The sequence below is a fragment of the Clostridioides sp. ZZV15-6597 genome, from assembly GCF_020657815.1.
In the GTDB taxonomy this organism is placed as follows: Bacteria; Bacillota; Clostridia; order Peptostreptococcales; family Peptostreptococcaceae; genus Clostridioides.
This window is the reverse complement of sequence record NZ_JAGWCT010000142.1, coordinates 1-8,628: the sequence shown is the minus strand read 5'-3', so window position 1 is coordinate 8,628 and position 8,628 is coordinate 1. Positions and strand designations below refer to the sequence as shown.

General features: G+C 26.0%; 9 protein-coding genes and 1 riboswitch. Of the genes, 7 read left to right on the top strand and 2 right to left on the bottom strand.

The annotated features are described in order from the left end of the window. Nucleotides 1-217 precede the first annotated feature (217 nt). The 4 genes from KGF52_RS19290 (at nt 218) to KGF52_RS19275 (ending at nt 3,546) form a co-directional block, all read left to right on the top strand. Nucleotides 218-724, top strand: a complete 507-nt coding sequence (locus KGF52_RS19290) for a flavin reductase (protein ID WP_227829297.1) — start codon at nt 218-220, stop codon at nt 722-724. 347 nt (nt 725-1,071) lie between these two features. Further along, nucleotides 1,072-1,743 carry an MORN repeat-containing protein gene (locus tag KGF52_RS19285; RefSeq protein ID WP_227829296.1) on the top strand — a complete coding sequence of 224 codons (672 nt, stop codon included), beginning with the start codon at nt 1,072-1,074 and terminating at the stop codon, nt 1,741-1,743. Between the two features lie 158 nt (nt 1,744-1,901). Beyond that, nucleotides 1,902-2,408 carry a PolC-type DNA polymerase III gene (locus tag KGF52_RS19280; protein ID WP_227841300.1) on the top strand — a complete coding sequence of 169 codons (507 nt, stop codon included), beginning with the start codon at nt 1,902-1,904 and terminating at the stop codon, nt 2,406-2,408. Between the two features lie 127 nt (nt 2,409-2,535). Next, nucleotides 2,536-3,546, top strand: a complete 1,011-nt coding sequence (locus KGF52_RS19275; protein WP_227829294.1) for a biosynthetic peptidoglycan transglycosylase — start codon at nt 2,536-2,538, stop codon at nt 3,544-3,546. Between the two features lie 559 nt (nt 3,547-4,105). Here KGF52_RS19275 and KGF52_RS19270 read toward each other — a convergent pair. After that, nucleotides 4,106-4,282 carry a hypothetical protein gene (locus tag KGF52_RS19270; RefSeq protein ID WP_227841299.1) on the bottom strand — a complete coding sequence of 59 codons (177 nt, stop codon included), beginning with the start codon at nt 4,280-4,282 and terminating at the stop codon, nt 4,106-4,108. A gap of 48 nt (nt 4,283-4,330) precedes the next feature. Beyond that, nucleotides 4,331-4,427, bottom strand: a riboswitch (cyclic di-GMP riboswitch). Between the two features lie 716 nt (nt 4,428-5,143). Between KGF52_RS19270 and KGF52_RS19265 the strand changes: the two genes are divergently transcribed. From KGF52_RS19265 to KGF52_RS19255, 3 genes are read left to right on the top strand one after another with little or no spacing between them, the layout of a single operon-like run. Then, nucleotides 5,144-5,518, top strand: coding sequence for a BlaI/MecI/CopY family transcriptional regulator (locus KGF52_RS19265; protein WP_255612733.1), 375 nt, complete (start codon nt 5,144-5,146; stop codon nt 5,516-5,518). Next, nucleotides 5,511-6,662 (top strand): M56 family metallopeptidase, encoded by a 1,152-nt coding sequence (locus KGF52_RS19260; RefSeq protein WP_227841298.1) that lies wholly within the window; start codon nt 5,511-5,513, stop codon nt 6,660-6,662. Before KGF52_RS19265 ends, KGF52_RS19260 begins: the two co-directional genes overlap by 8 nt. A 16-nt stretch (nt 6,663-6,678) precedes the next feature. Then, on the top strand, nt 6,679-7,281 hold the full coding sequence (locus KGF52_RS19255; protein WP_227841297.1) for a peptidoglycan-binding protein: 603 nt from the start codon (nt 6,679-6,681) through the stop codon (nt 7,279-7,281). Between the two features lie 124 nt (nt 7,282-7,405). Here KGF52_RS19255 and KGF52_RS19250 read toward each other — a convergent pair whose 3' ends face one another. Beyond that, nucleotides 7,406-8,422 carry an alpha-hydroxy-acid oxidizing protein gene (locus tag KGF52_RS19250; RefSeq protein ID WP_227841296.1) on the bottom strand — a complete coding sequence of 339 codons (1,017 nt, stop codon included), beginning with the start codon at nt 8,420-8,422 and terminating at the stop codon, nt 7,406-7,408. Nucleotides 8,423-8,628 lie beyond the last annotated feature (206 nt).

The window sequence follows — 8,628 nt, the reverse complement described above, 5'->3', positions numbered from 1 at the left end:
TTTAAAAAATGTATTATATATTTTATAATTAATATATTTTATTGACATTTTATGATTGAAAAATATAAAAACTACTTCTTGCGAAAGTAATTGATTTGTTGTATTATAATTTACATGAATATGGAAGATAATCTTAAAAGCTGTATTATAAAAGTGCATATATTTAAATTTTTAACAAATAACTTATTTATTAAAAGATGAAGGGTAGGATGAAGTTATGGGATTTAAAGAAGTAAAAATTGAAGAGCTACAATTTAATCCATTCACTAAAATTGGTAAAGAGTGGTTACTTATAACAGCAGGAAACTCAGACAAATTTAATACAATGACTGCAAGCTGGGGTGGTGTTGGAGTGTATTGGAGTAAAAATGTTGTAACAACTTACATAAGACCACAGAGATATACAAAAGAGTTTGTAGATAATAATGACACATTTACAGTTGCATTTTTTGATGAAAAATACAGAGAAGCTTTAAATATTTGTGGTACTATTTCTGGTAGAGATATAAATAAAGTAGAAAAAGCAGAACTTACACCATATTTTGTAGACGATACAGTAGCTTTTGAAGAAGCTAATATGATTATGGTTTGTAAAAAATTATATCATGATACTATGCCACCAGAAAACTTTGATGCTAAAGAAAATGATGAAAAGTGGTATCCAAAGAAAGATTATCATACTATGTATATATCAGAAGTTGTAAAGGTTCTTATAAAAGAATAGATAAAATAAATTTAAAAAATATGTTTAATAGTAAATAGGTATTTTCTTTTAATTACTATTAAATAGATATTTTTTTATTAAAAGATGAACTCTGTTTTCTAGCGTTCATCTTTTTTATTTCCTTATATAGAAATATTTATATGAAGTATTCAAGGATATTTCATATGTATCTATTAATTATCTGTGTTTATTGTACTTAGTTTATTTTAAGAGAGATTCTTTTAAAATGAGATTTACTTAATATATAGTCTTAAGAGTATAAATGCTAACTAATAAAAATATATATTATATTAGGTATTTTAAATCGGTATTTTAAATAAATTTTGAAAATAAAAGGGTGATTTTTTATGGAAAATATAACTAGTTATTTTAGAACAATAGTATGTGTATTTATATGTTTATCGTCTGCATTTATATTTATTCAATTAGCTAGAGTTTTTATTAATAAGAAAAAAACTAGTATAAAAAATAAGTCAAAAAAAGGTTTTCGTTATGATAGAGATTTAATTGAGACAAGGAGAGAAAAAACATATACACAAGATAGAAATAGTGATAAAAATAAGAATATTGATAAGAAATTAAAGGGAGAAAAAGTATTCAAATATGATAATGGAGATTTATATAAAGGTGAGTTTATTGATGGGAAGAAAAATGGATTTGGGACATATATTTTTTCAAGTAAGGAAAGATATGAAGGGTTATGGAAAGATGATAAGATGCATGGAATAGGTAAATATACTTATAAAGATGGTTCAATATATACAGGGGAATTTAAAGATGGTTTAAAAAATGGTCTAGGAAAATTAACTTATCCAAATAATGATATATATAAGGGCTATTTTTTAGATAATAAAAAAAATGGAAAAGGTGTATTATATAAAAGTGATGGAAATAAGCAGGCAGGAATATGGGAAAATGATGAACAATGTAAAAGCTTAGATTTTAAAGAATTAAACAATAAAGAATTAAATAATAATGTTTATCAAAATAGATTAAGTGATAATAAGATAAAAATTTAGTTATTATAGTAAAATAATCTTTATTCATAATGGAATATCTACTGTATATTTAGTAAAATTTGTAAAAATTTCATATATCATATAAAATTAAGTATTGATTAGTATATTGTATAAATATAGAATATAAATATATCCATTTGATAATAAGGAGAAGAGATATGAAAGAATATGTAGTTGTAGATTTAGAAACTACAGGATTAGATCCATATAAAGGTTGTGAAATAATAGAGATAGGAGTAACAGAAATAAAAAATGACGAAATTGTAAAAAACTATTCGAGGTTAATAAAACCTAAGGGTATAATTTCTTCATTTATAACAGAATTGACACATATAAGTAATGAAATGGTAGAAAAAGAGGAGTCTTTAGAGTTGGTTTTACCTAGATTTAGAAAATACATAGGTGATAGAACTATAATTGCACATAATGCAAAATTTGATTTAAAGTTTTTAAATTACTATCTTAGAAAGTTGGACTTAGAGCCAATAAATAATTATATATGTACACTAGAATTATTAAAAAAATGTAAAAGTTATAAAGGAAAAAATAAGAAGCTTGAAACAGCTTGTGCTTATTACAATATAGAGAATATAAATGCTCATAGAGCTGATAGTGACACTTTAGCAACTGCAAAGCTATTTTTAAAAATAAAAGATGAATATTAATCGCAAATATAGAGAAAATTAGTGAAAATATCCTTTATAAAATTGACCCTTAAACTTACAATTTTGTTCTTTGATTTATTTTGTGGAACAATGTATAATGTACCTTATATAAAGAAGGGAGACTAAAATGGGTTATTACAATGATGATGATAATAATAAAATAAGACGTAAAAAAGTCAGTAATAATAAAGATAGTAATAAAAAATCTAAACATTCTTATACTTCAACAAGTAAAAAAAATAAAAATTCTCAGACAGCCTCTAGTAAAAGAATGAATGAAAAGGTAGATTCACAAAATATTATAAAAAGAGATAGTTTTACAAGAGATAATGTAAGACCTTTAAATACAGATTATGGTCAAAGAGATAGACGAAGAGTTGAGTACAAGCAAAGAGATAGAAAGTTAAAAAGTAAAAAAAGAAGAAAGCAAAAGAGAATTAAAATAGCTAGAGCATTATTATCTGTTATGCTAGTGGCACTCATTATATTTTCAGTTGCAGGTGCAATTTTTACAGTTTCAGCTATAAAAGGTTCACCTGAAGTTACTAAGAAATTAATTAAGTCTAAATATATAAGTAGTGAGGTTGTCAGTATAAAACAAATGCCAAAGGACTTAAAACAGGCTATAGTTTCCATAGAAGATGAGAGATTTTATAAGCATAAAGGAGTAGATGTTATTTCTTTAGCTAGGTCAGTACTTAATAATGTGTTTACAGATACAACACAAGGAGGAAGTACTATAGATATGCAAGTTTCAAAAAATCTGCTTACAAGTGACGATAAAACTATGAAGAGAAAAATAAGGGATATGTATAATGCAAAGCAGATGAATAAGATTATGAGTAAAGATGAAATCCTTGAAGCTTATTTAAATAATATGTACCTAGGAAAAAATGCATATGGAGCTGCAAAAGGAGCTGAAGTGTATTTTGGTAAAAAAGTTGGAGAGTTAAACCTAGCTGAATGTGCTATGCTTGCAGGTATGACCAATAATCCTGCTAGGTATATTGACCATGGAGAGGCTAAAAAGAGACAGTTGACTGTATTGTATAAGATGCATGAACTTGGTTATATAACTGATAAAGAATACAGAATAGCAAAGGCTGATGACACTCCATTTAAGTCAGAGATTGATTAAAAAAGCAAAAATCTAGTGTTTCCAATATATAGAATATAATAAAAGTTTGATTTGCCACCATATTGCTACTATAAGTTATAATTTGGTGGCAAATTATTTTATATATTCTTGAAAATATTTATAGTTTTATATTCTACAATCAATCTATTAATAAGAAATGAGTTAGAGAAATGAGTGAGTTTTTATTTAGAGTGTTATTTTAACAGTTAGATTTATATACCTTAGTATTGTTTCTTAAGATATATATATTGTTTCTCAAAAAGTAAAAAGTCACTCTTAGTGAAAGAGTGATTTTGAGCTTGATATAAAAATTGAGTGTTATAAAAAATAGCTTACTACAGTTGATTATGAAACTTCACTCTAGAGCAATAGATTGTAGTTTCTTCTTTTGTTTTTGATATTATTTTACATCTTCATTATATATAATTTTATAAAAAATAAAACTATAAAGATTATAATATAAAAAATAAATATACTTGAATTAAATTTGTATCATTTATTATAAGATTATTTAAAAGTAGATAAAACTAAAAAGGATTTTCTAGAAAATAAAATCTATCTAATTATGCTTATTTACCAAGACCATCACTTGATATAAATATGATTCTACTACATTTTCTCCGTATTCTAGCATAAAATCATCTAGCTGTGTATCTATAAAATTACAATAATCATGTGAACTACTAATATAAGCAGTTAATACATGTGTACACGTATCTATTTTTTCCATAAACATTTTACATCCCCCTAAAAAACTTTCATAAAAACAAAAAGAAAATATCTTTTTGGCAACTGGCTGACATAACTCATAAGATACTTTATAAGTCTTAGTCCCTATAGCTTTGCGTCACTAAATTTCTCTAGTTTTGCCGATTTAGTTTTATTCTACACCTATATAATACTAGAATGTAATCCATTATTCAATATTATTATGAGAAAATAAAAAAAATTTTAAATTATGAAAAATATTTTGCTTCAAAAAACAAAATGAATGCATAAATTATATGGAAATACTTGTATATAGTTGTGTATTAAAAAGCACCTATCATTAATTTAGGCTAGAGAAAATTTTATAAAATGACAGAGTATGAAAAAAGAAGAATTTAAAAAAACTTATATGGTAAAAATTGGATGAAAAGGTTTGCTCTAATTCTCTTGCATATAAGACTCTATTGAGATAGAATTTATTTATGCATAAATTGACTTACACTATAGTGTGGTAGTAAAATAAAGAAAGTATTTTAGCTTTGAAACAAGAGATTTTTAAAAAATATACATAAAAATTTAATATCAAAAGTAATTTAAAGATTAGTCTAGTTTATTTCCCCCAAAAGTATTATAATGTTCTTTGTGTGTAAAAAAGGAATATTCATATTAGATACTACTCAAGATAAAAAATATTAATATATTGTCGTTATTAACAATATAGTAAAAGATTTAATGAATTATATTATTAAATCTAACTTTTAATATTTTAAAAAAGATTAGAAAATTAACATAAAATGTAAAAATTCACAATTTTTTCATAAAGTATTTGACTAAAAAATTCTCTTGTTGTAGAATTATGTTAGAAAGAGTTTTGGGGGAGGTGTAAATCATGATAAAAAAAATACCACAAGCAGAACTGAAAGTAATGAAATTTATTTGGAGAGTAGATGCTACAGTAACATCAAAAGATGTTATTGAAGCAATGGAGCAAGAATATGGATGGAAACAAACTACAACACTGACACTTTTATCAAGACTAGTAAAAAAAGAATTCTTACATGCTCAAAAAATAGACAGATATACACATTACACAATAGTGGTTAAGCACCAGGAATATTTAAACTTTGAGACAAAGGATTTCCTAAGTAATATACATAATGATTCTTTGGTAAGTTTAATTTCAGCTTTACATGAGGATGAAGTTATAGATAAAAATAAGCTGGATTTTCTAGAAAATTACTTTGATAATTTAAAGGATGAATAGTTATATGATACAAGTTTTTGAAAATCTTATACAGACAACTATTATATGTAGTATTGGTATTTGTCTATTATTATTTTTGAAAAGATATTTATTTAAGAATTTTAGTAAAAAGTTCAATTATTATATTTGGTTAATAATAGTCTTTAGAATGTTGCTTTTTCTGTTTAATTATACAATAGTGTATGAAGTAAAAGAATCTAAAAGCAATGCACCAGTAGGAAGTAATATTACAGAAATCAATGTTCCTACAGATAATAATTTTATGTTGTATTTAGCTTATTTATGGATATTTGTAGCTATAGTTATTGCAGTGTATACATTTATAAAGTATATAAAATTTAAAAATCTTGTTGTCGATGTATCTTATGATATAGAAGATGATGATATTGACTGTCTTTATAAAGATTTATTGAAAGAGTTAAATGTAAAAAAGAAAATTGAATTAAGAGGTTCCGATGAACTTATAAGTCCAGCAGGGATGGGATTATTTAAATCGTACATATTTTTACCAGATTATCCTTATAGTAAGGATGAGTTAAATTGGATTTTAAGACATGAATTGATGCACTTTAAAAACAAAGATATTTTAATAAAGTTTGCTGTATTATTTGTGAAAATAATATATTGGTTTAATCCACTTGTTTATATAATGAGCAATAGAATAAATATTGAGTGTGAATTATGTTGTGATGAAAGTGTTTTGAATGATTGTTCTCTAAAAGAGAAGAAAGAATATGCATTAGCACTTATAAAGTCAATTAAGATGAGTAAGAATTATCAGAGTGGGATTTTGACAACAGAGTTTAGTAAGACAAATTTAGAAAAGAGACTTGAGAGTATTGTTAAGAAGAAAGGCAGAAGTGGAATATTAATTGCTATTTTAGTATTTATGACTTCTATAACATCTTTTATTGAAGTTGATGCTCAGGTTAAAGTTGATAAGAGCAATGATGAAACAAACAGCAATAGTAACGAATTTTTATTGAATAAGACAAGTGATACAATTCGAGAGATTTATTATAAAGATGCACCAAATAAAATTAGGAAATTTTATGAAGAAGAATGCAAATCACAAGGTAAAATACCTAGAGATTATGACATAATAGTAATAAGTATGGATGATTATAATCAATTAATAAAATAATTATAAGGAGGATTTTATGTTAAAAAAATCAAAAAAAACATTAGCTATTATGTGTTGCTTAATGCTTACTTTTACAAGTGTAGCATTTGCTGACACAAGTAAAGGAGAAGGAGGAAGTAAGGAGGCTGTTTCAGAGAAAAATATAGATTCTTTTACTCTTTCTGGATACATATATACATATGAAAATGCGCCACAAGAAATAAGAGATGAACATAAACAGAATTGTGAAGATGTAAATATAGAACCTAAGCCAGATGATGAGATATTTGTTCCAGAATCAGCTAATCTAATGAATGATGATAATAGTGGAGGTGTTTATGCACGTTATACTGTTTCTTATAACATAGGTGCTAAAACTATAACAATTATGAGTAATGAATATCTGACTATAAGCACAACAAAAGTTATAGGTAAGGGTGATAGTGGAAAAGAAGTTAAAGCTGCACAAATTATGTTAAATTTACTTGGTTATAGTGTAAGTATAGATAGTGTTTTTGGAAGTAATACATATAATGCAGTTGCAAGCTTCCAAAAAAAATACGGTTTATCTGCAGATGGAATAGTTGGGCCAGCTACTTGGGATAAATTGGGTAGACTAACTGACCCTACTCTTTCATAGGATTAAAATCTAAAAAACATATTAAATAGTGTCTCAATTTGATTTTTTAATTTAAATGAGACACTATTTTTACATGTGAAATGATATACTACTTAAATATGAATGTTATAAAACTATTTTATAATTACTTCCCTATAACCCTACTATCAATATCCTTAACCTCTTGACAACCAGTCAAAATCATAGTCTCACATAACTCATTCCTAACCTTATCTATAAAAAACTCAACACTATCAAGACCACCACCAAAAGAAGCAGTAACAAAAGGTCTTCCCATCAAAACAGCATCAGCACCCAAACCTAGCATCTTGACCACATCAACACCAGTTCTAACACCTCCATCAGCAAGTATAGTTATCTTTCCTTTTACAGCATTAGCTATATCTGGAAGTACCTCACAAGTACCAGGAGTATAATCAAGCACCCTTCCACCGTGATTTGAAACAACAATAGCACTAGCTCCAGACTCTACAGCCATCAAAGCATCATCAACAGTCATAATCCCTTTTATTATAAAAGGCAATCTAGTCGCTTCAACCAACTCTCTAATCTCTTCAACTGTCTTAGGTGAAAAAGGATTTTCTTGAAGCTGATTATTAATCAATCCACAAGCGTCAAGGTCTACACCAACTGCAAAAGCACCAGCCTCTTCAGACAATCTAATTTTTTCTATTATCTTTGAATTTTTCCAAGGTTTTATAAATACAATTCCATTTCCAGCATTATCTTTTAAAACATCTAAATTATTCAATAAAAAAGTATCTACATTAGTATCGCCAACCATGGCATAGATTCCAGAATTAGAGCAACCTCTAACAACAGGTTCGATATATTCTTTTTCAGAAATCTTACCACCCATATTTAACATAGTACCTGATACAGGTGCAGCAAATATAGGAGCACTCATTTTTTTACCAAATAACTCGATAGTAGTATCTGGATTTGAAACATTATGTATTACTCTCATATTTATCTTTACTCTTTCCAAGCTTCTTCTATTTTCTATAAAAGAAGAGCCACTTCCTTTTCCTCCCATGCCAGGAACATTTCCAGCACAAGCTACTCCATTACAAATCTTACAGACTTTACACTTTCCATTAAAGTTTTCTCTAGCAGATTTTAATAATTCATTATAGTTCATATCAAATTCTCCTTTTCGTTATATTAAAATTGAGTATTACTATATTGAAAATATCTTAATTGTAAATGAAGAGATGATATTGTGATTAGTTAAACTGAATAATACATATTAGATATTTTTATTATTGTAGGTAAGTAAATTATAGCATATGAAATAAATAAAATTTAAATAAACTTAAATTGTTTTTATTGATATCGTGTATATAT

What these genes read in the sequence shown, in the direction of transcription:
- KGF52_RS19265 (WP_255612733.1), top strand. Translation starts at nt 5,144, where the DNA reads ATGATAAAAAAAATACCACAAGCAGAACTGAAAGTAATGAAATTTATT.
- KGF52_RS19285 (WP_227829296.1), top strand. Translation starts at nt 1,072, where the DNA reads ATGGAAAATATAACTAGTTATTTTAGAACAATAGTATGTGTATTTATA.
- KGF52_RS19260 (WP_227841298.1), top strand. Translation starts at nt 5,511, where the DNA reads ATGAATAGTTATATGATACAAGTTTTTGAAAATCTTATACAGACAACT.
- KGF52_RS19255 (WP_227841297.1), top strand. Translation starts at nt 6,679, where the DNA reads ATGTTAAAAAAATCAAAAAAAACATTAGCTATTATGTGTTGCTTAATG.
- KGF52_RS19250 (WP_227841296.1), bottom strand. Translation starts at nt 8,422, where the DNA reads ATGAACTATAATGAATTATTAAAATCTGCTAGAGAAAACTTTAATGGA.
- KGF52_RS19280 (WP_227841300.1), top strand. Translation starts at nt 1,902, where the DNA reads ATGAAAGAATATGTAGTTGTAGATTTAGAAACTACAGGATTAGATCCA.
- KGF52_RS19290 (WP_227829297.1), top strand. Translation starts at nt 218, where the DNA reads ATGGGATTTAAAGAAGTAAAAATTGAAGAGCTACAATTTAATCCATTC.
- KGF52_RS19275 (WP_227829294.1), top strand. Translation starts at nt 2,536, where the DNA reads ATGGGTTATTACAATGATGATGATAATAATAAAATAAGACGTAAAAAA.
- KGF52_RS19270 (WP_227841299.1), bottom strand. Translation starts at nt 4,282, where the DNA reads ATGTTTATGGAAAAAATAGATACGTGTACACATGTATTAACTGCTTAT.